Source organism: Chryseobacterium joostei (assembly GCF_003815775.1).
GTDB lineage: Bacteria > Bacteroidota > Bacteroidia > Flavobacteriales > Weeksellaceae > Chryseobacterium > Chryseobacterium joostei.
Map to the genome: position 1 here is coordinate 455,432 of NZ_CP033926.1, position 21,308 is coordinate 476,739.

A 21,308-nucleotide genomic window follows, 5' to 3' on the forward strand; every position below is an offset into this window, starting at 1 on the left:
AGCCTGCGGATAAAGGACTTATTCTTCCGAAAATTGCAGCTCCTCATGCATATGTGAAAAATCCATACCCCGGTATGACTGCTATGATACGGTAAGTAAGAGCATGGTTATATTTAAGCATTAAAATGGAGCTATTGGAAATAATATATTAGTCAATGATTAATAATAAGAACCGGAATATCTTATTTCGGTTCTTATTTTACCCTTTGATGAGCTTTTTTTGACTAGTTCAAATGTAAAGAGTAGTCGTGTTAATAATTTTGTACTATAAAATTGAGTCAATGAAAAATTTATTAAAAAGCATTTTGACTGGATGTCTGGCTTTACTATCACTGTAATCATTTGCTTATAAGTGAATTATTTTGTTTGTGGAATTCTAAGATATAGAAGTCTTCAATCGTGGGAATAGGTATTATGAATTCATATTTTTTCGATATTAAATATTGAATTTTTCCCAATAACTTCAATATTATTAAGAACGATTCAAAATAAGCTAAACAGGCTTCAAAATGACAAAAAACAGCTTTTTTTCAGCACTTTATAGTTTATCATCCTTATTTTTGCATGTCAAGTACATATAAATCATGAAGAAGCTCCAAGATATTCTTATCTCAACCAGGACAATGGCTGTATTGTTACTGGTGTACGCATTTGCGATGGCCTATGCAACGTTCTTAGAAAACGACTACGGAACTCCTACAGCAAAAGCATTAATTTATGAGGCAAAATGGTTTGAACTGATTATGGTTCTGCTTATTCTGAACTTCATTGGCAATATCGGAAGATATAGGCTTTGGAAAAGGGAGAAGTGGCCGGTTTTGGTTTTTCACCTTGCCTTTATATTCATTTTTATTGGTGGTGCTATCACAAGATACATTAGTTTCGAAGGTACCATGCACATTAGAGAAGGGGAAACATCCAACGAAATTGTAACGGATAAAAACTTTCTTAAAATTCAGATCGAGGAAAAGGGTGATGTCCTTAACTATAAGGATATTCCTTATTTGATGTCTCCACTGCACAAGGACTTAAGTGCAACTTATGATTTCCACGGGAAAGAAGTAAAGATTTTTGCCAAGGAATATATTCAGAGAAAAAAAGACAGCTTAGTAGCTGAGCCAAACGGTGCTGAATATCTTCACCTTGTGTCTACGGGAAGTACCGGAAGACAAAACATCTACATCAAACCGGGAGAGACAAAATCCATCAACGGAACTTTGGTAACATTCAACAGAGCGATTGAAGGCGCTGTGGAATTCAAAAACGAAGGTGGTAAATTATTCATCAAGACTCCTGTGGATGCAAGCTTTATGACGATGGCTACTCAGGCTACCGGAAGTACAGTAAAGAATGAATTCCAGCCCTTAGCATTGAGAAGTTTATATACAATCAATGAATTAAAACTGGTAGTACCTGAAGGCCTTAAAAAAGGAAGACTGATGGCTATTGAGGGAGACAGAAAGAAAGATGCCAATGTTCCTGATATGCTTCAGATTGAGCTGCAAGGACCAAAAACAAAACGATTAGTTGATCTTTCTGTTGAAAAAGGAAATCCAAATGCTTATAAGCAGATTACAATGGATGGATTAAACATCATGGTTGGATTCGGACCTAAAGTTTACAATACTCCTTTCGCATTAAAATTAGATGACTTCGTGATGGAGACTTATCCGGGAAGTTCATCTCCGAGTGCTTATGAAAGCCACGTTAAAATCATTGATGGAGGAAAAGAAACTCCTTATAAAATTTATATGAACCACGTTCTAAACCATAGTGGATACCGTTTCTTCCAGTCAAGTTTTGATCCGGATAGAATGGGAACAGTACTTTCTGTAAACCACGACTTCTGGGGAACTTTGATTTCATACATTGGGTATGGTCTTTTATTCTTAGGAATGTTTGTTATTTTCTTCTGGAAAGGAACTCACTTCTGGAAACTAAACAAAATGCTGGTAGATGCTAATAAAAAGAAAACTGCAGCAGTATTATTGGTGCTTTTAAGCTTAGGTTTAAATGCACAGAAAATAGAAACACATGGTACTACTGATGGAAGCAGAGAACATGTACATGTAGAAGGCGATGGGCATAGCCATGCTCCGGCTCCGAATGTTCAACCACTTGATGGTGCTGCTCCAAAGCAGAATTCATTGGCTACTCCAATGGGGAAAATGAGATCAATTACTCCCGACGAAATTATTGCAAGAAACAAAATCAGTAAAGAACATGCTGATAAATTCGGGTATCTTTTAGTTCAGAACTTCGAGGGCCGAATTATTCCGATGAATACGCAGGCTTTAGAGGTTTTAAGAAAACTTTACAAGCATGATAGCTTCAAGGGAACAGACGGAAAATCCCTGACAGCTAACCAATGGTTCCTTTCTATCAATACAGATACACCAAGCTGGACAATGGTTCCAATGATTAAAGTTGGACCAAAAGGAGGTGATGAACTAAAGAATAAAACAAAAGCTGATGAAGATGGGTACACGTCACTAATGAATCTTTTCCCTGCGGATGCAAATGGAAACCTGACGTATATCTTAGATCATGATTATAATGTTGCTTTCCGTAAAAAACCGGCTGAGCAGACCAACTATGATAAAGAAGTAATTGCTGTAAACGAAAGAGTACAGATCTTCAACGAGTTCTTTAGCGGTCAGTTTATGAGAATTGTTCCTGTAAAGAATGACGCCAACCACACATGGCATTCTTGGCTGGATCAGAAATTTGAACCGGACATGGAGTCTCAGCAGGTAATGGGACCTTATTTTGCTGAAGCACTTACTGCTCAGAAAACAGGAAGCTGGAACAAAGCAGATGCAGAGTTAGCCAAGCTTTCAGACTATCAGCAGAAATGGGGTAAAGCTGTGGTTCCTGCAAAATCTAAAGTTGATCTTGAGGTTTTCATGAATAAAGCGGATATTAACTTCAAATTATTGATTTTCTATACAATTATTGGAAGTCTTCTTTTAATTCTAGGTTTTGTTGAGTTATTCAAGCCTAATAAAAGTTTAAACAAAGCGATTAAAGTAATTATTGGTATTGGTTCTATAGGATATGTATGCCACTTTCTGGGTCTTGTAGCAAGATGGTATATTTCAGGACATGCACCTTGGAGTAATGGATACGAAGCGATTATCTTCATCTCATGGGTAGGTATTTCAGCAGGTTTTGCTTTGTATAGAAATTCAAATGCGTTGATTCCTGCATCAGGATTTATGGTAGCAGTTATCATGATGGGATTTGCGCACGGAGGTTCAGCACTTGATCCACAGATTACACCACTTGTTCCGGTATTGAAATCTTACTGGTTAATTGTTCACGTAGCAATTATTACATCAAGTTATGGTTTCTTTGCCCTGTCCATGATTATTGCTGTTCTATCCTTGGTATTCTATATTATTTCAAAGAAAGAAACCTATAAAATTCACCATGATACTACATTAAAGGAATTGGTAATTGTTTCTGAAATGTCATTAACAATTGGTCTTTTTGCTTTAACAGTAGGAAACTTCTTAGGAGGAATCTGGGCCAACGAATCTTGGGGAAGATATTGGAGCTGGGATCCAAAAGAAACTTGGGCATTCATCTCTATTATGGTATACGCTTTTGTATTGCACATGAGATTAGTACCTGGGTTGAGAAGCAGATGGGCATTCCATGTAGCAACTATGTTTGCATTCTGCTCAATGGTAATGACTTACTTTGGAGTAAATTATTATCTAAGCGGACTTCACTCTTATGCTGCAGGTGATCCGGTTCCGGTTCCGGCTTGGGTATACATCGGAATTGCAACAATGATTGCTTTATCAGCTGTATCTTATTTCAAGTTTAAAAAATTAACGAAGAAATAAAACGTTAAACATATAATTTAAAATCCTGGAATTTATTTTCCGGGTTTTTTTTTTGCTTTCCTCTGAAATCCAGCCTCTTTAAAAAATCATAATTTATGATTCAAAATCCAAAAAATACTTATATCTTTATGATATCAAAATAATATCAAATTAAAAATTACATGTATATGGAAAAAATCTTAAAACCTATGTCTGGCTATTTAACATTAGTGATTTGTCTCGTTTTGTTTGTAGCTGCTATTTACTTTTTTGTAAGTGGAGTAGACCAGAGTCTTACTTTCGTTATTTTAGCAATGCTTTGCTTCCTTGTTTCCTGCTTTTTCCTAAAAGGTCTAATGATTATCCAACCCAATCATTCGAGAGTATTGAACTTCTTTGGGAAATATGTAGGAACTGTAAAAGATAACGGACTGTTTTTCATTAATCCTTTGTATTCATCTCAGAAAATGTCATTACGTTCTGAAAACTTACAAGGGCAGACTTTAAAGGTGAATGATAAAATGGGTAATCCTATCGAAATTGCAGTGGTAATGGTATGGAAAGTAGGAGATACCTACAAAGCGGCTTTCGATGTAGAACGCTACTCTGACTTTGTAAGAATGCAAAGTGAAGCTGCTGTACGTCATTTGGCAATGAGTTTTCCTTATGATAACTTAGAAGACGATCATGCACCAATCACTTTGAGAGAGGGCGGGGACAAGATCAATTCTATTTTAGAACAGGAACTTACAGACCGTCTTTCAAAAGCTGGAATTGTTATTCAGGAAGCAAGAATCTCTCACTTGGCCTATGCCTCAGAAATAGCAGGAGCAATGCTTCAAAGACAACAGGCAACAGCAATTGTAGCAGCAAGAACTAAGATTGTAGAAGGAGCTGTGGGAATGGTAGACCTTGCCTTGAAAAAGCTTTCCGAAGAAAATATCGTTGAACTGGATGACGAAAGAAAAGCGGCAATGGTAAGCAATCTAATGGTGGTTTTATGTGGAGAAAAAGCGGCAACCCCAATCTTGAATGCAGGAACTCTGTATAATTAAAATAATAACTAAAAATTCACGCTTATGAACCTGTAAGCCTGAAAATAAATCTTGCATTAAAAACAAGAACAATGAAATCAGAAAAAGCTCAAAACACTTCAGAAAATAAAAGCAAAAAGTCTTTTGTCATAAGGATAGATGAGTCTACTTATAAACTTCTTGAAAAGTGGGCAAATGATGAATTCAGAAGTGTGAATGGACAGATAGAATACCTGTTGCATCAGAGCCTGGTCAATGCAGGGAGGAAGAAGAATGAATAGTTTAAAAAGAGATAATTTAAGATTATAAATGATCTTTTTGGGAAATATATGAGCGAAAAACTATTATTTCTTTCCCTTTTTAAATTACAGAAAATACAAAAAACGTCTGTTTTTTTAGTGGCTCAATAAAAAAATGACAATTCGGTTACCCTTTTACAAAAAAATGAAAGCAGAGAAATTTTCTCTGCTTTTTTATTTCATACAACTTTGAAGAGTATCTGCTCCAAAGTAGAATATTACGAGCCAAATCAAGCCTTTAATGGTAAAGAAAGCAAAGCCTGCCCATCCTACACGCTTGAACCACTTTTTAAACTTTGAGTTATTTTCTTGTGAATTTTCCATCGGTGATTGTCAAAAGGATTACCCTACAAAGATAAGCATGTTTATAATTAGTCCAAATAAAAAGCGTATTAAAAATTAAAGTTTTGAGGTTCGCATAATATTTTTATCTTTAGAGAGAACGAAAAGTAAGATTTTATGTCAAAAAAAGTAAAGGATTTCGGAATCGAAAAAACACTCAAAAACCTTGGGATTAAAGAAGAGAACAAAGGGACTTCAGTGGGCGGGAAATATTTCGCTTCAGGAAAGGTGATAGAAAGCATTTCTCCTGTGGATGGAAAGTTGATCGCTAAAGTAAAAACTTCCGGAGAAAGTGATTATGACAAAGTAATTGAAACGGCTCAAAAGGCATTTCAGGAATTCAGGCTGATCCCGGCTCCTAAAAGAGGAGAGATCGTAAGACAGCTTGGCTTAAAGTTAAGAGAATATAAAGATGATCTTGGTAAACTTGTTTCTTATGAAATGGGTAAATCATTACAAGAAGGTCTTGGAGAAGTTCAGGAAATGATTGATATCTGCGATTTCGCAGTGGGTCTTTCCAGACAGCTTCAGGGATATACAATGCACTCCGAAAGACCAGGTCACAGAATGTACGAACAATATCACCCACTTGGAGTGGTTGGAATTATTACAGCTTTCAACTTCCCGGTAGCAGTATGGTCTTGGAACACAGCCTTAGCTTGGATCTGTGGTAACGTTACCATTTGGAAGCCATCAGAAAAAACTCCACTTTGTGCTATTGCATGCCAGAATATCATGAATGAAGTTTTAAAGGAAAACAATCTTTCCGAGGGAATTTCAAGTGTATTGGTAGCAGATCATGAAATAGGACAGAAGCTGGTGGATGATAAAAGAGTTGCCTTAGTATCTTTCACTGGTTCTACAAGAGTAGGAAGGATGGTTTCTTCTAAAGTAGCAGAAAGATTCGGAAAATCTATCCTTGAGCTAGGTGGAAACAATGCCATCATCATCACCAAGGAGGCAGACCTTAACATGTCTATCATTGGAGCGGTTTTCGGAGCTGTAGGAACTGCAGGGCAAAGATGTACATCTACGAGGAGACTAATCATTCATGAAGATGTTTATGATGAAGTAAAATCAAGATTGGTAAAAGCTTACGGGCAATTAAAAATTGGAAATCCATTGGATGAAGCGAACCACGTAGGACCATTGATCGACGTTGACGCTGTAAACCAGTACGAAGAATCAATCAAGAAATGTAAAAAAGAAGGGGGAAAATTCGCTGTTGAGGGAGGCGTTTTATCAGGAAAAGAATATGAATCAGGTTGCTATGTGAAACCTTGCGTTGCAGAAGTAAAGAACTCTTACCAGATTGTTCAGCATGAAACTTTTGCACCCATCTTATATCTAATCAAATACAAAACTTTAGAGGAAGCTATTGCTATTCAAAATGATGTTCCACAAGGATTATCTTCTGCAATCATGACTCAGAACCTTAGAGAAGCAGAATTATTCCTTTCTCATGCAGGGTCAGATTGTGGTATTGCTAACGTAAACATTGGTACTTCAGGTGCTGAAATCGGTGGTGCTTTCGGTGGAGAAAAAGAAACCGGAGGAGGAAGAGAGTCTGGATCAGACGCTTGGAAATACTATATGAGAAGACAAACCAACACTATAAATTATACAGCACATCTTCCTTTAGCACAAGGAATTAAATTTGATTTATAAAAGCTTTACTTAAAGCACCCAAAAAACTATAAAACTTAATAACCTGAATGATTGCATGCTCAGCTTTTTGATCATTTAATCATTCGCTTATTAAATCACACAACAATTTATTATGGAACACACATTAGATATACAAGCAAATAAAGTAAAGGAAACCGTAGGTAAACATGTTCTGGCAGACGGCTTCGATTTCGTGATGGATATTGAAAAATCACATGGTTCATGGCTTTACGATAAACTTACAGATAGAGAGTACCTAGATATGTTCTCTATGTTTGCATCAGCTTCCATCGGCTACAATCACCCTTATCTTCTGGAAAGATCAGAATGGTTGGGAAGAATGGCTGTCAACAAACCAACATTGGCAGACGTTTACTCAGAGGAATATGCTCACTTTTTAGAAGTATTCGAAAGAGTAGTTATTCCGGAAGAATTACAATACGCTTTCTTTATCGAAGGAGGATCTTTAGGAGTTGAAAATGCTATGAAAGCGTGCTTCGACTGGAAAACCCGTAAGAATTTTGAAAAAGGACTTCAGACAGAAGCAGGAATCTGTATCCACTTCAAGCAGGCATTTCACGGAAGAAGTGGTTATACCTTGAGCTTAACAAACACTTCAGATCCTAGAAAATACCAATATTTCCCAATGTTCAACTGGCCGAGAATCTTAAATCCAAAATTAAAATTCCCGATTACAGAAGAAAATCTTGAAGAAACCATCAAGAATGAAAGGCTGGCTTTGGTTCAGATTGAAGAAGCTATCTTGATGAATCCTGACAAAGTGGCTTGTATCATCATTGAACCTATTCAGGCAGAAGGCGGGGACAATCACTTCAGAGATGAATTCTTAGTGGGATTAAGACAAATTTGTGATAACCACGAAATTCTATTAATATTTGACGAAGTTCAGACAGGTATTGCCATTACAGGTAAAATGTGGGCATTCCAACACTTTACAGCAAAACCGGACATTATTTCTTTCGGGAAAAAAGCTCAGGTTTGCGGAGTGCTAGCTAACAAAGAAAAATTCGACCAAGTTCCGAACAACGTTTTCAGAGAAAGCTCAAGAATCAACTCTACATTTGGAGGTAACTTTATCGATATGCTTCGTTTCCAATTGGTAATGGAAGTGATTGAAAAAGAAAACCTTGTTGAAAATGCTAGAGTAGTTGGAGAATTCCTGTTAGAAAGCCTAAAGACGCTAGCTGAGAAATATCCTGAGAAAATTTCAAATGCAAGAGGTAGAGGACTAATGTGTGCTGTTGATCTTCCATCCGGAGAAGAAAGAAATAAGATGATGAACGAATTATTCAATGACGGATTGATCATTCTTCCATGTGGAGACCAGTCTCTACGTTTCAGACCACACCTGAACGTTACCAAGGAAGAAATCCAATTGGCATTAGACAAAATTGAAAACAATATTAATAAAATTTAAAACCAAAGATTTGTAATTTTCAAAAAAACATTGTACATTTAGGTACTCAAACAATTAGAATATGGAAAGAAGTACGAGAGTATCAGTTTATGAAAGTGATAACCCTTCAGAAATTCAGTTGGTTAAGTCTAAATTAGATGATGCGCAAATTACAAACACTGTTGAAAACAATTATCTTACATTTACCACAACTCCCACAGCTACATCGCTAAAGGTAATGGTGGATCTGGAAGATGAAGAGAAAGCATTCGAAATTATTGATGCTTACCTTCAACAAAGTGAAAATTAATAAAAAACAATTTCATAATTTTAAATTTTACTACTTCAAACCGAAAATTAATTTCTTAATTAATTTTCGGTTTTTTAATTAAGAAAACAATCATTAAAAACGATTAAGGAATGAAGTGATTCCAGTTCTTTAATCTTTCAGTTTTTAGTCAAAAATAAATTACATGAATCCAGAAACTAAACTAAGAAAAGCGGAAATTGAAGACAGAGACATTATTTGGGAAATCATCCAGCAGTCGATTGAAAGAAGAAGACAGGATGGGAGTACACAATGGCAGAACGGGTATCCTAATCTTGGAACAGTGGAAAGCGATATTGCCAAAGGATTTGGGTATGTTCTTACAGTAGATGGAGAAATTGCAGTGTATGCAGCCCTGATTCTGAATGATGAACCTGCTTACAGCAAAATTGAGGGAGCATGGTTAAGCAATGGCGAATTCGTTGTTGTTCATAGAGTAGCCATTGATGAAAAATTTGCAGGTCAGGGAATGACAAAAAAACTTTTTGATCATATTGAGGATTTCACCAGATCCCATGGAGTTCAGAGTGTTAAAGTAGATACGAACCACGACAATATAGCCATGTTAAAAATCCTTGAAAGCAAAGGATATTCTTATTGTGGAGAGGTACTTTTGGCAGACGGAATGAGAAAGGCCTTTGAGAAGATTATAATTTAAGCAAAAAGTTAAATCAACTTTCATTGAATTTTTAAAACGCCCTGTATTTATAATCTCTATCAGGTTTGTTCGTTTGGTTCTGAACTAATTTTTACTTTTGTTTAAATTTTTATATTATGCACCAAAGTATAGAAATTGATGAAAAAATTTTTCAGGATGCCGTAAAGTTCTACGGCACCGTGTTCAGCTTACCCCCTTTAGCTTCGAAAATTTATTCCTACCTTCTTTTTGACTATGAGAAAGTAGGAATTACTTTTGATGAGTTTGTTGAAGTCCTTTCAGCAAGCAAAAGCTCAGTATCTACGAGTATTTCATTACTATTGAATGCTCAGCTCATTGTGGATCATAATAAAATGGATGAGCGAAAACGATATTTTTTCATCAATGATGAGTATAAGAAAATTCGGTTTGAGAAAATTGTCCAGAAAATGCAGGACGAACTAAAACTATTAGATGATTTAAACAATTTTAAAAAAAGTAAAGATGATGGATACAACGAAAGAATAGAAGTTTACAAAGCACTCTTAAACAAAAACATAGAAAATATTCAGGAATCTCTTAATAAACTATAAAATGAATAATAAGCTAGTTATACTTTCGATTGCGGCATTCTCATTGACTGCCTGCAAAAAAGAAGCTCCCAAGCAGGATGGTGCAAAGCCTTTTCCTGTTGTTTCTGTGGAGTCAAAAAATATAGTGGGTTATCAGACGTTTCCGGCTACCATCCAAGGTAGGGTAAACAATGATGTGCGTGCAAAAATACAAGGTTATATCACCCAGTTATTGGTAGATGAAGGGCAATATGTTACAAAAGGACAGCCTTTGTTCCGTCTGGAAACCAATATTCTGACTGAAAATGCGGCTGCTTCCAAAGCCGGAATCGGTGCTGCCGAATCCAGCATTGCTGCTGCACAAGCTTCTGTAAATGCTGCACAAGTAGAAGTGAACAAACTGAAACCGCTTGTACAAAAAAATATTATCAGCAATGTACAGCTACAAACGGCACAGGCTCAGTTGGCTCAGGCACAGGCACAGCTACAACAGGCTCATGCAGCAAAAAGACAGGCTGAAGCCAATTACAAAGGAGTAGAGGCAAACATTGAATACTCCATCATTCGTGCTCCTATTTCAGGGGTAATCGGAAGACTACCGTTAAAAGTCGGAAGTTTGGTAGGACCGTCTGATCAAACACCTCTGACAACGATTTCTGATACTTCTGAGATCTTTGCCTACTTCGCCATGAATGAAAAGGAATATTTTAATTTCCTTGAAAAATCTCCTGGGGCTTCTATGCCTGAGAAAATCAAAAACTTACCAATGGTAGAGCTTCAGTTAGCCAACGGAAGCCTTTATCCTGAAAAAGGAAGAATTGAAGCTATCACAGGCCAGATTGATCCAACAACAGGAACCATTCAGTTCAGAGTTGCGTTCTCCAATGCTCAAAAATTATTAAGCAATGGTAACAGTGGAACCATCAGATTTCCTCAGCGCTATGACAATGTATTGGTAGTTCCTGAAAGTGCTACTTACGAACAACAAGGTATTGTTTACGTATACAAAGTAGAAAAAGGAGATACTGCCAGAAATGTTGTTGTAAATGTTATTGACAGAATTGACAATATGGCTCTTATCAAATCAGGAGTTAATAAAGGTGAAACAGTTATTGCAGCTGGTATCGGAGGTTTGAAACCGGGAACAGCAGTGAAACCGAAGCCAATAAAAATGGATAGTCTTGTTCAATCAATAAAACCGAAATTCTAATGATAAAAAACTTTATTAACAGACCGGTTTTATCTACCGTAATCTCAATTTTGATTGTGATTCTCGGTGTGCTAGGACTGATCTCGTTACCGGTTACACAGTATCCGGATATTGCGCCGCCTACGGTGAGTGTTTCCGCAAACTATACGGGAGCCAATGCTGAAACGGTGATGAAAAGTGTAGTAGTACCTTTGGAAGAACAGATCAACGGGGTAGAAGGAATGGATTACATCACTTCCAGTGCTGGGAATGATGGTTCTGCCCAGATCCAGGTTTTCTTCAAGCAAGGAATAGACCCGGATATTGCTGCGGTAAACGTACAGAACCGTGTGGCAAGAGCGACACCTCTTCTACCATCTGAAGTAACGCGTTCAGGGGTTGTAACTCAGAAACAGCAGACCAGTGCCCTGATGTATATGTCTTTCTATTCTGAAAATAAAGATCTTGATGACGTATACCTTCAGAACTTTTTGAATATTAACATTATTCCAAATTTAAAAAGGGTAAATGGTGTAGGGGATGCCAACGTTTTCGGAGGTAAAAACTACTCGATGAGAATTTGGCTGGACCCTGCAAAAATGGCCGCTTATAGTGTAACGCCTACAGATGTTACCAATGCCATCAATGAGCAAAGTAGGGAGGCAGCAGCAGGTTCTATTGGCCAGAACAGCGGAAGTTCTTTTGAATATATTATCAAGTATGTAGGTAAATTCAACGATAAAGAACAGTACGATAATATCATCATCAAATCTCTTGCAAACGGACAAAACCTGATGTTGAAAGATGTTGCCAAAGTAGAACTGGCAGGTCAGTCTTACACTGGTATCGGGGAAAATGGTAACAATCCTTCCATTAGTATGGGGATCTTCCAGACTCCAGGATCCAACGCACAGGAGATTATTAAAAATATCAAAACTTATCTGAAATCTGCAGAGGGAACTTTTCCACAGGGAATCAAGTATACCTTTAACTTTGATACCAACGAATTCCTTGAAGCTTCTATTGAAAAGGTAGTACACACCCTGATCGAAGCCTTTATTCTTGTATTTATTGTAGTGTATATTTTCCTTCAGGATTTCAGATCTACATTGATTCCGGCTATTGCAGTTCCGGTATCTATTGTAGGAGCGTTCTTCTTCCTGAATCTTTTCGGGTATTCATTGAACCTCTTAACCTTATTTGCATTGGTACTCGCCATCGGAATTGTGGTGGATGACGCCATTGTCGTGGTCGAGGCTGTTCATGCGAAGATGGAGCATGGTATTTCAGATGCTAAAAAAGCAACGGTAGAAGCAATGGATGAGATTACAGGGGCTATTATTTCTATTACTTTGGTAATGGCAGCAGTATTTATCCCAGTAACATTCATTACGGGGCCTACAGGGGTATTCTACCAACAGTTCGGTATTACATTGATTATTGCCATCATCATTTCTGCTATTAATGCACTAACGTTAAGCCCGGTTTTATGTTCATTATTCTTAAAACCTCACGCAGAGCATCATGCAGAGTACAAGAACTTAAACATTCTGCAGAAGTTTTTCTATAAGTTTAATATTGCTTTTAAAACAACTACTGAACGTTACGGAAGAGGATTTGTATTCCTTTTAAGACATAAATGGGTTACCCTAATTATTTTCGCGGTTACCGGAGGTATTTTATTCTGGGCAAGCAGCAGTATGAAGAAAGGGTTTGTACCTACAGAAGACAGAGGGATCATCTTTACAGATGTTCAGCTTCCTCCGGGAGCTTCTATGGAAAGAACCTACAACGCTTTGAAAACTCTTCAGGCCAAAGCAATGAAAGTTCCGGGAGTACAAAACGTAACCATTTCTACAGGTAGAGGATTCTTATCCGGAAACGGTAGTAACAACGGTCTTGCCTTTGTTAAGCTGAAGCCATTTGAAGAAAGAAAAGCAGGCGGGCAAACCTCCGAAGATATTACGAAGAAACTATTCGGAATTGTAGGATCTGTTCCGGATGCTAAAGTAGTGTTCTTCCAGCCTCCAAGTGTACCCGGTTTTGGTAGTAGTGCAGGTTTTGAAATGGTATTGCTGGATAAATCAGGTGGAGATTATGCTGATCTGGATAATAAAACCAATGAATTTATCGGTAAGCTGATGCAGAGACCGGAAATTCAATTTGCACAAACGTCATTCAATACCAAATATCCTCAGTATCAGATGGAGATTAATGTTCCTCTGAGCAAACAGCTTGGGGTTTCCGTAAATGATATTCTGTCTACCATGCAAGGATATATTGGTGGTATTTATACTGCCGACTTTACCAAGTATGGTAAACAGTTCAGAGTTATGGTTCAGGCACTTCCTGAGAACAGAAAGAATATTGAAAATCTAAACGAACTCTATGTAAGAACAGGTTCTGGTATCATGTCTCCAATTTCACAGTTTGTAACATTGACAAAAGCATACGGACCGCAATCTGTAAGCCGTTATAACTTATTTACATCCGTGAAAGTAACAGGAGCCAACTCTGAAGGATATAGCTCCGGGGATGCCATTACCGCTGTACAGCAAGTGGCAAATGAAACCCTGAATCAAAACTATGCAGTAGAGTTTACCGGGTTAACAAGAGAAGAATTAAATTCAGGATCTCAGACGCTTCTGATCTTTGCATTGAGTTTAATCTTTGTATACTTTATTCTTTCTGCTCAGTATGAAAGTTATATTCTTCCGCTGGTTGTTGTGATCTCTCTTCCTTTAGGGGTAATGGGAGCTTACTTAGGACAGAAAGTGATGGGCTTGGAAAATAATATTTATTTCCAGATTGCCTTGATCATGCTTGTGGGACTACTGGCGAAAAATGCAATTCTTATCGTAGAATTTGCTGTTCAGAGAAGACATCATGGTGAAACCATTGTAATGTCAGCCATCAATGCCGCTAAAGCCAGGGTGAGACCTATTCTAATGACATCATTCGCCTTTATCTTCGGTCTATTGCCATTGGTACTAGCTAGCGGAATTGGTGCTGTAGGTAACAGGTCTATTGCAACAGGTGCTGCTATAGGACTATTGATAGGTACTATTTTAGGGCTTTTTGTAATTCCGGTATTGTATGTAATTTTTGAAACCTTACAGGAAAAGATTAAACCTATAAAGAAAGAAGAAATCAATTTAGCAGAGTAAAAATGAATTAGAGAAACTAGAAGTTGGAGCTTAGAAATTAATCTAATGCTCTGCTTCTAACCTCTATTTTCTAATTTTTAACTTTTAATTTTAAACAATGAAGAGTTTATTAAACATCATAAAAGGAATAACTTTCTCAGCAATCATACTGGGAGCCATCACATCTTGTATGGCCAGAAAAGAGTATGAGAGACCGAAGAACGTTGTTGACGAAAAGCTTTTCCGTACCGATATGCTTCCTTCAGACAGTGCTACCATTGCCAATGTTTCATGGAAAGAAATCTTTACAGATCCGATCCTTCAGGGGCATATTTCAAAGGCTTTAGAGAACAATCTGGATATTAGAATTGCACTGCAAAGCATTAATTCTGCAGAAGCTTATCTGAAGCAGAGTAAAGCTGCCTATCAACCAACACTATCCATTGGTCCCAACTATACTTTCCAAACCCAGTCTATCAACACTCAGTTTGGACAGATTATTGGAGAAAGGCGCTATGTTAATCAGTTCGATATCACAGGAACTATTGGATGGGAAGCAGATATTTGGGGAAAACTAAAAGCACAGGAAAAAGCACAACTGGCAACTTATTTAGGAACTGTTGCGGCTCATAAAGCGGTAAAAAGCAGTCTGGTGGCCTCCATTGCTTCTGCCTATTATCAGTTGCTGACTTTTGATGCCCAGAAAAAGATCATTACAGAAACCATTGCGGTTCGTGAGAAAAATTTGGAGGCAACAAAGGCTTTGAAAGCTTCAGGATCTCTTACAGAAGTAGCCGTACAGCAGAGTGAAGCACTTGTTTTCAATGCAAAATCTCTATTGATTGATATTGATACACAGATTCAATTGCTGGAGAATACGATGAGTCTTTTAATGGGAGAATCCTCTCATACTATTGAAAGATCTACCTTAGAAGGACAAAATCTTCCAAGTGATGTAAAACTTGGATATCCAACTCAATTGCTGGCTAATCGTCCGGATGTAATGAGGGCAGAATTTACTTTAATGAATGCATTTGAATTGACCAATGCTGCAAAAGCTCAGTTTTATCCAACATTAAAGCTTACAGGCTCGGGAGGACTTCAATCTGTAGATATTGATCACCTGTTCAGTGTAAATTCATTATTTGCCAATGTGGTAGCAGGATTAGCACAACCGATCCTGAATAAGAGACAGATCAAGACCAATTATGACGTAAGTCTTGCCAATCAGGAAACAGCCTATCTGAATTTTAGAAAAACTGTTCTTACTGCAGGGAAAGAAGTTTCCGATGCTATCAGGGTCTTCTCTGTACAGGATTCATTTATTGAATTAAAGCAAAAAGAACTGAATGCCTATAAAAAATCGGTAGACTATTCTCAGGAATTGGTAAACTATGGTATGGCGAATTATCTTGAAGTTTTGAATGCAAGTGTTAATTCATTGAATGCAGAACTTAATATTTCCAATGCACAATACAACAAAATGAAAGCAGCTGTTGAGCTTTATCAGGCTTTAGGCGGAGGCTGGAAATAACCGTATTTTGTAATAGATTATCATAAAACGTATGTCAGCAATGGCATACGTTTTTTTATTTTAAATTTTTAAGGATTGTTAAAATAATGATAAAAATAAATTTTCACTTGTATGTATGTATTTAACTACGTAGTTTTATACTTTAATATAATACCTATGAAATTACAGATTCAATCGATAGACAATTCGTATTCAGAGCAGGCCATTGAACTGATTCTGACGATTCAGCAGCAGGAATTCAATATTCCCATCACAGTGCATGATCAACCCGATTTAAAAGAAATCGAAAGTTTTTATCACGAGGCGGGAGGAAATTTCTGGGGAGCATTTATAGACGGTGAATTGGTGGGTTCAATTGCATTGGTTAAGTTTGATGATGGGTCAGGAGCAATAAGAAAAATGTTTGTAAAAAAGGAATTTAGAGGAAAAGAACTCAATATTGCCCAGATTTTATTGGAAATATTAATATCTTTCTGCCGTGAAAAAGGAATTAACGATATATATTTGGGAACCATAACGGTATTGAAAGCTGCACAACGTTTCTATGAAAGAAATGATTTTATGAAAATTAAGAAAGAAGAACTTCCGGCTCGTTTTCCCTTAATGAGTGCCGACGATATTTTTTATCATTTACATACTGACTGAATATGAATGTTATCAACGAAGCAGGAATCCTTGCCATATCCACAAGACTACATCGTTTTAGTGAACAGCTGAGAAAGGAGGGAGCTATGATCTACAAAGCCTTTGGAATTGATTTTGAGCTGAAATGGTTCCCTGTTATCTATACCATTTATCAAAAGGAACTGGCAAGTGTTGTAGAAATAGCTAATGAAATAGGGTATACCCATCCATCCACTATCACCTTACTTAAGGAACTGGAGAATCAGGAACTTATAGAATGGAAAAAAGATAAGCAGGACGAGCGCAAAAGATTATTTCTTTTAACCCATAAAGGAAAGGAGCTTATAGAAAAGATGAAACCGGTATGGGAACTTATGTCCCAAATATTAGGAGATATTGCAGATAATCAGAATAATTTATTAAAAGCAATTGATGAAGCGGAGGAAAAGATAGCGAATCAGTCTTTTTATCAGAGAGTGTTACAGCTTAAAAATTCAAATCAATTATAATATAAAAAGCCACACTAACAGTATGGCTTTTTATATTATAGGTTGGGTGTATGTATATATTGTAAATGAATCATTCAGCTTTTGTGATTTTTCTTTTACAAAATCCATGAATTTAACCTCTAATTCTTCCCGAGTTTCCACGGGGTAAACATTCTATTCTTTGAGGATATACTTTAATTTATAAATCCTCATTTTTTGGTTTAAAGTTTCTTCCAGCACCTTGTCGCAGAAAGGTAATTTTACCCTGTGTTTGCTTTGCTTTTTCAAGCACTTCCAATGCTTTTGATCGTTCACTAATTTTGCCAGCGTGTGTTATATTATCCTGACGTTCACTTTTTTTCATATTTCAAGATAATGAATTTATTTTAAAAAAACAAATATTTCATCTTTCACAAAGTTTCAATTGTATCCGGGTTTGTGATTTATTCTTTTATCAGACATCTTTCACAATAAAAAAATATTTTTTTCATATTAAATCTATATATAGAGAATTATTGCTATATTTAACTCCTAAACTAAAATCAAAACCATGAAAAATTTGAAAAAAATTTCAAGAGATCAGCTAAAAGAAGTAAAAGGGAGCCAAAAAATATGTCCTCAGGGATCGAAGCCAATGCATTGCCCTAACAGTCCGATTCCTCAATGTTATGCGGAGCAACTGACATTAGAATGTCCTGATTTTTAAAAATATAATCCCTCAATTAGAGGGATTTTTTATTTCGATTCTTTTCCTAATTTAAATGCAGGCCTCTAATCTATACTCTTTCTAAGATCTCAGAGGCTGCCGAATTTTTTCTGATAGTTTTTATTACGTTTTCTTGTTTTTAAAATCATAATGACAATGAGAATAACAAGACCAGTAATGACTGAAATAGTGATGAGATTATTATAGTGCGTTTTTACTTCATTACTTTTTCTCTGTGTTTCGATGTTATGAGTGTCAGTACCATGGACAGATAATTATCTGCCATTTCTTTGTAAATTCCCTCATCGAGGGTAAGATCTCGTGCTTCTTGAGCCTTAACCAGCAATTCCAATGCAGCTTGATTCTGATGTTTCTGTACTACTGGCCAGACATGATTTGAAAAGTATTGGTTGTAGATTTCAAATGCTTTATTCATTGGACGGTATCTTATTAATTAATAAGATATTACTGTTCTAAAAAAAATGAATAATTTAAAACTATGTAATTAAATTGCTATTTTTTTATATATTTTTGATTGGATTTTTTATAGAAACACACATACATGAAAAAAAGAATAACAGGGTTTTTCTTGTTTTTCCTAGTTGCAGTTTTGCAAGCACAGGATTTCTATTCTGTATTGCGGGATAAATATTGGGAATATGATGAAAACGATACCAGAGCATTTAGCTTTATCAATCTTGCAATATCTACTGCCAAAAAAGAAAAAAACTATGCAGAACTCTATCAGGCCTATAAGGATGGTATATTTTTCTCTCCAGATAGAAAACTTAAATATGCTGATAGCGCAATTGTGGCTGCAAAACTATCAAAAAATGAGGATCTTATAGGCAACGCTTATATCAGCAAAGGTGTTATCTACTACTTTAATCATAAAAAATTTCAACTTGCTTTAGATGAATATCTAAAAGCATATCACTACACCCAAAATACTAAAGACCAATTTCTGAAATATCAAAACCTGTATCATATTGGGGTCGTAAAAAGCTATTTGGGACATTATCAGGAAGCCTTACCAATTTTTCAACAATGTTTAGATTATTTTGAACCCAATACAAGAGCTAATATCCATTCTAATCTTATCTATAATAATCAGAAAGGGTATCTTAATACACTACATCAGATAATCATATGTTATCAGTCTCTTGGAAAACATAAGGAAGCACAAAAATTAGTAAATGAAGGACTACATAAAATACCAAAAGACAAATCTTTCTATCTGGAAAAAAGCTATTTTGAAAAATCGAAAGGGATCTCAGATTTTCAACAGAAAAAATATGAAAATGCGATCAGAAACTTTGATCTTGCTCTTCCTGGATTAATGAAAATAGATGATTTTGCCTGGATATCAGTGATTTACTTTTATAAAGGACAAAGCTTTCAAAAACTTAGTAAAGACCAGCTGGCTTTGGAGAATTATAAAAAAGTGGATTCTATTTTCAATAAACATCAGTTTATTCTTCCGGAATTACGAAAAAATTATGACGAACTTATCAACTATTACAAAAAGTATAATGATCCGAAACAAGAACTATACTACACTAGACAACTCTTAAAAGCAGATAAATTAATTTCTAATGATTTCAAATATCTGTCTACACGTATACATAAAGATTATGATGAAAAAGCATTATTGGATACAAAAGTAAATCTGGAGCATAGAAATTCTTATGGGAAATATCTTCTTATACTAAGTGGAGTATTAATTTTGGTTTTGGTATTTATTTTACATTCTCGATCAAAAAGCAAAAAAGAAGTCCAAAGAAAGTATGAAAGGCTTCTCTTTAAAATCAACAGTATTAATATTACCAAAGAGAAAGAGATCAAAGAAAGAACGTTCAAAATGGATTCAAAATTACTCAAAAAATTAAACCAAAATTTTTCTGAATTTGAGAAGTGTAATGGATTTCTTGAAAAAGGATTAACCGCAGGAAAACTTGCTGCAAATTTTGAAACCAATACTTCTTATCTTTCACAGTATATCAACGAATTTAAACAAAGTAATTTTAATACCTATATTAATAAATTAAGGATAGAATACGCTACGGAAAAGATATGTAATGATAAGAATTGGGTGAAATATTCTGTTGAGGATCTTGCAGAGGCTTGTGGCTTTAGCAATAGACAAAGTTTTTCCAATATCTTTTATGAGCAAAATGGTATCCGTCCCCAGGATTTTTTGAAAACCAGAAGAGAAAAAAACAATCTGTAAACCCTGCCTGCCAGAAAGCTATTCTAATGTTTGGTTTAGTTGTAATAGCCAACTTTTGCAATTTTGGTCGGAGATGCAGACGCTAACAAATTTTCAGTTTCTGAAATCCCGGTTAAGAAAGTGTATTTTTTACTTCATTCAAAAATAAACCATCATAATGTTAATTCAGAAGGGCAAATTTTCAAAACCAAAAAACAGCTTATCAATAATCTGAATGAACTTAAAAAGAAAAACATAGATAATAAAATATTTGGTTTCAGAGCTGTAATATCAGATGAGAAAAGCAAAAGCGAAATCAAAAAAAAAATTGATTGCAAAATATGGAGGCAGAATTGTAAAGAATTAAAAATGATCCGGATTTGAAACATTTGGTGCAACAAAGCTGAAAAAATCTTCGTTAGCTTTTGCGAATTGTAAATCAACCCCAGCGAATTGTAAATGGTTCAGCTTTACAATATCTCCTATTTTTAAATTTGAACAAGAGGAATAAACTTCACTAATACAAATAAAAGTGGTTGTAAATAAGAAAGTTTGTTTTTAGCTATAAATGAGTTGGTAAATACTTAACCAATTAATTGAAAAATTGACCATATGAGAGAAGATTTATGTCGACTTATTTTTAGAAGAGATTTTTATAAGGCAAGAGAACTCATAACCGATACTAATCTTGACTTAAATTTTATAAATACTTTAGAACGAAGTCCTTTATTGCTAGCTACAGGAGCTGATAATTTAGAATTTGTAGAATATTTGTTAATAAGAGGTGCAGACCCTAATTATATTGATGTTTATATTTTACCTATATCAAATGCCATTGAGAATGTAGCATTTAAATTAGACTATTCCAAAGAAGATAGTTTAGATAAAAGAATGGTGAAATTATTATACGATTATGGAGCAAAGGTTGATATTAAAGACAAATCTGGAGAAACTGCACTAGATTTTTTATATAGGTATTTTGGTTATGATAATATTGATGATTTTTTACAGAAAAAATAATCTAAAATCAGTCGAAAGAACAATCAGTAAATTATACTTTTAATGGAATGTAATGACACAAAACAGATGAAAAAAAATAATCCTATCAATCTTAATTATTATTTTGTTCATATTGCAATATACAAAATGAAAACAAAAATTTAAAATTAGTTTGAAATAAAAGCACAATCGCATAACAAAGGTTTATCTCATCTTTATCATCAATTAAACATTAGTCATAAAACCAGCTTTTATCGAAGTGTCGGGACAAGTAATGCTTCGA

General features: G+C 35.5%; 19 protein-coding genes. 16 read left to right on the forward strand and 3 right to left on the reverse strand.

The annotated features are described in order from the left end of the window. Positions 1-584: 584 nt before the first annotated feature. The 3 genes from ccsA (at position 585) to EG359_RS02150 (ending at position 5,148) form a co-directional block, all read left to right on the forward strand. Complete coding sequence (gene ccsA / locus EG359_RS02140; protein ID WP_076355456.1) at positions 585-3,854, forward strand: cytochrome c biogenesis protein CcsA; 3,270 nt, start codon at positions 585-587, stop codon at positions 3,852-3,854. A gap of 167 nt (positions 3,855-4,021) precedes the next feature. Then, positions 4,022-4,888: an SPFH domain-containing protein gene (locus tag EG359_RS02145; RefSeq protein WP_076356010.1), complete on the forward strand. Its 867-nt coding sequence runs from the start codon at positions 4,022-4,024 to the stop codon at positions 4,886-4,888. 71 nt (positions 4,889-4,959) lie between these two features. Next, complete coding sequence (locus EG359_RS02150; RefSeq protein ID WP_076355454.1) at positions 4,960-5,148, forward strand: Arc family DNA binding domain-containing protein; 189 nt, start codon at positions 4,960-4,962, stop codon at positions 5,146-5,148. A 192-nt stretch (positions 5,149-5,340) separates the two neighbouring features. Here EG359_RS02150 and EG359_RS02155 read toward each other — a convergent pair whose 3' ends face one another. Beyond that, on the reverse strand, positions 5,341-5,490 hold the full coding sequence (locus EG359_RS02155) for a histidine kinase (RefSeq protein WP_065394576.1): 150 nt from the start codon (positions 5,488-5,490) through the stop codon (positions 5,341-5,343). Positions 5,491-5,625: 135 nt separating this feature from the next. On the opposite strand from EG359_RS02155, the gene amaB reads away from it, so the two are divergent. From amaB to EG359_RS02205, 10 genes are all read left to right on the forward strand, one after another. Next, positions 5,626-7,176, forward strand: coding sequence for an L-piperidine-6-carboxylate dehydrogenase (gene amaB / locus EG359_RS02160; RefSeq protein WP_076355452.1), 1,551 nt, complete (start codon positions 5,626-5,628; stop codon positions 7,174-7,176). A 112-nt stretch (positions 7,177-7,288) separates the two neighbouring features. Beyond that, positions 7,289-8,614: an L-lysine 6-transaminase gene (gene lat / locus EG359_RS02165; protein WP_076355450.1), complete on the forward strand. Its 1,326-nt coding sequence runs from the start codon at positions 7,289-7,291 to the stop codon at positions 8,612-8,614. A 61-nt stretch (positions 8,615-8,675) separates the two neighbouring features. Further along, positions 8,676-8,903: a DUF2007 domain-containing protein gene (locus tag EG359_RS02170; RefSeq protein ID WP_076355448.1), complete on the forward strand. Its 228-nt coding sequence runs from the start codon at positions 8,676-8,678 to the stop codon at positions 8,901-8,903. Between the two features lie 163 nt (positions 8,904-9,066). Beyond that, positions 9,067-9,579 carry a GNAT family N-acetyltransferase gene (locus EG359_RS02175; RefSeq protein WP_076355446.1) on the forward strand — a complete coding sequence of 171 codons (513 nt, stop codon included), beginning with the start codon at positions 9,067-9,069 and terminating at the stop codon, positions 9,577-9,579. A 116-nt stretch (positions 9,580-9,695) separates the two neighbouring features. Next, the gene (locus tag EG359_RS02180; RefSeq protein ID WP_065394571.1) at positions 9,696-10,151 is read left to right on the forward strand and encodes a transcriptional regulator; all 456 of its coding nucleotides are present in this window, start codon (positions 9,696-9,698) and stop codon (positions 10,149-10,151) included. A 1-nt stretch (position 10,152) separates the two neighbouring features. After that, positions 10,153-11,340: an efflux RND transporter periplasmic adaptor subunit gene (locus tag EG359_RS02185; RefSeq protein WP_076355444.1), complete on the forward strand. Its 1,188-nt coding sequence runs from the start codon at positions 10,153-10,155 to the stop codon at positions 11,338-11,340. Beyond that, entirely contained in the window at positions 11,340-14,486 is a 3,147-nt protein-coding gene (locus EG359_RS02190) for an efflux RND transporter permease subunit (RefSeq protein WP_076355442.1), read from the forward strand. The genes EG359_RS02185 and EG359_RS02190 overlap by 1 nt, the downstream gene beginning before the upstream one ends. Before the next feature lie 97 nt (positions 14,487-14,583). Continuing rightward, positions 14,584-15,999 carry an efflux transporter outer membrane subunit gene (locus EG359_RS02195; RefSeq protein ID WP_076355440.1) on the forward strand — a complete coding sequence of 472 codons (1,416 nt, stop codon included), beginning with the start codon at positions 14,584-14,586 and terminating at the stop codon, positions 15,997-15,999. A gap of 156 nt (positions 16,000-16,155) precedes the next feature. Next, positions 16,156-16,644, forward strand: coding sequence for a GNAT family N-acetyltransferase (locus tag EG359_RS02200; protein WP_076355438.1), 489 nt, complete (start codon positions 16,156-16,158; stop codon positions 16,642-16,644). A 2-nt stretch (positions 16,645-16,646) separates the two neighbouring features. Then, positions 16,647-17,132 carry a MarR family winged helix-turn-helix transcriptional regulator gene (locus EG359_RS02205; RefSeq protein WP_076355437.1) on the forward strand — a complete coding sequence of 162 codons (486 nt, stop codon included), beginning with the start codon at positions 16,647-16,649 and terminating at the stop codon, positions 17,130-17,132. 178 nt (positions 17,133-17,310) lie between these two features. On the opposite strand, the gene EG359_RS22345 is transcribed toward EG359_RS02205, so the two are convergent. After that, on the reverse strand, positions 17,311-17,475 hold the full coding sequence (locus EG359_RS22345) for a hypothetical protein (protein ID WP_164463033.1): 165 nt from the start codon (positions 17,473-17,475) through the stop codon (positions 17,311-17,313). Between the two features lie 186 nt (positions 17,476-17,661). Here EG359_RS22345 and EG359_RS22350 point away from each other — a divergent pair, with 186 nt between their 5' ends. After that, a complete protein-coding gene (locus tag EG359_RS22350) occupies positions 17,662-17,817 on the forward strand; it encodes a bacteriocin-like protein (RefSeq protein ID WP_164463034.1) in 156 nt (51 codons plus the stop codon). Between the two features lie 214 nt (positions 17,818-18,031). Here EG359_RS22350 and EG359_RS02210 read toward each other — a convergent pair whose 3' ends face one another. Beyond that, the gene (locus EG359_RS02210; protein WP_076355436.1) at positions 18,032-18,253 is read right to left on the reverse strand and encodes a hypothetical protein; all 222 of its coding nucleotides are present in this window, start codon (positions 18,251-18,253) and stop codon (positions 18,032-18,034) included. Positions 18,254-18,379: 126 nt separating this feature from the next. Between EG359_RS02210 and EG359_RS02215 the strand changes: the two genes are divergently transcribed. Together EG359_RS02215 and EG359_RS02220 are read left to right on the forward strand one after the other, a co-directional pair. Beyond that, positions 18,380-20,047: a helix-turn-helix domain-containing protein gene (locus EG359_RS02215; RefSeq protein WP_076355435.1), complete on the forward strand. Its 1,668-nt coding sequence runs from the start codon at positions 18,380-18,382 to the stop codon at positions 20,045-20,047. A 591-nt stretch (positions 20,048-20,638) separates the two neighbouring features. Beyond that, a complete protein-coding gene (locus tag EG359_RS02220; RefSeq protein ID WP_076355431.1) occupies positions 20,639-21,046 on the forward strand; it encodes an ankyrin repeat domain-containing protein in 408 nt (135 codons plus the stop codon). The last annotated feature ends 262 nt before the right edge of the window (positions 21,047-21,308 follow it).